Origin of the sequence: Bradyrhizobium sp., from assembly GCF_016462955.1 — a bacterium.
Classification (GTDB): Bacteria; Pseudomonadota; Alphaproteobacteria; order Rhizobiales; family Xanthobacteraceae; genus Bradyrhizobium.
On sequence record NZ_JAEMSD010000824.1, the window covers coordinates 866 to 1895 of the forward strand.

Sequence of the window (1030 nt, forward strand, 5' to 3'; positions counted from 1 at the left end):
AACCGCGGCGCTCGCCGGCCAGTGTCCGCGTCAGTTCGAGATTGGCGCGGGTGGCCGGGTCGATCGCCATGGTCGCGCCCGAAGCCTCGCGCGCGGGCGGCGACAGCGGCGGATGCTTGCCGACCTGGGTGCGGTCGACATAGGTGACGGCCGCGGCGGCGGCGGTGGCCTCCAGGCGCGTCAGCTGCGCCAGCCCGTCCATGGTCGCGACGGCGAAGTAGTCGCACAGCCGCTTCTCGGCGGTGGCGCCGTCGAAGACGTCGCGGGTCAGCGGCGTCACGGCGGGCAGCTCGCGCAGGATCTGGCCGAGCTCGTTGTCGTTGTAGAGCGCGTCCGTGACGATGGCCTCGTTCGGGTTGATGCGCGCCAGTGTCGCGGCGAGCTCGCCGCCGGAAGCTTCGGTCACCATGAACTCGGCGGTGGAGATGTCGATCCAGGCCAGGCCGAAGCGGTCGCCGCCGGCGGAGGAACGGGCGCGCGCGATCGCCAGCAGGTAATTGTTGGCGCGCGCATCCAGCAGCGTGTCCTCGGTCAGCGTGCCGGGCGTTACCAGGCGCACCACGCCGCGGCGCACCACGCTCTTGTTGCCGCGCGCCTTCGCCGCGGCGGGATCCTCGGTCTGCTCGCACACGGCGACGCGGTGGCCGGCGCTGATGAGACGATGCAGATAGTCCTCGGAGCGCTCGACCGGCACGCCGCACATCGGGATGTCGGCGCCCTGATGCTTGCCGCGCTTGGTCAGGACGATGCCGAGCGTCCGCGAGGCGATCTCGGCGTCCTCGAAGAACAGCTCGTAGAAATCGCCCATCCGGTAGAACAGCAGCAAGCCCTGATGCGCCGCCTTGATCTCGAGGTATTGCTCCATCATCGGCGTGACGCGCGCCGCAGCCTCGGCCTGCGGCGCCGGTGTGTCGTCGGGGGGCGGAACGGGTATTGGCTGTTGCATCGTCATGGGCGGCGCAACCTACAAAATTTCGCCCGGTGCTCCTATCGCTTTGGCCGGGATGCGGAGGTTTTCCACGTTGTCCGC

General features: G+C 69.6%; 1 pseudogene. It reads right to left on the bottom strand.

The features are described from left to right. Positions 1–952 (bottom strand): annotated as a pseudogene (locus JHD07_RS38855) (DNA mismatch repair protein MutS); the annotation flags it as partial. Positions 953–1030: the final 78 nt, after the last annotated feature.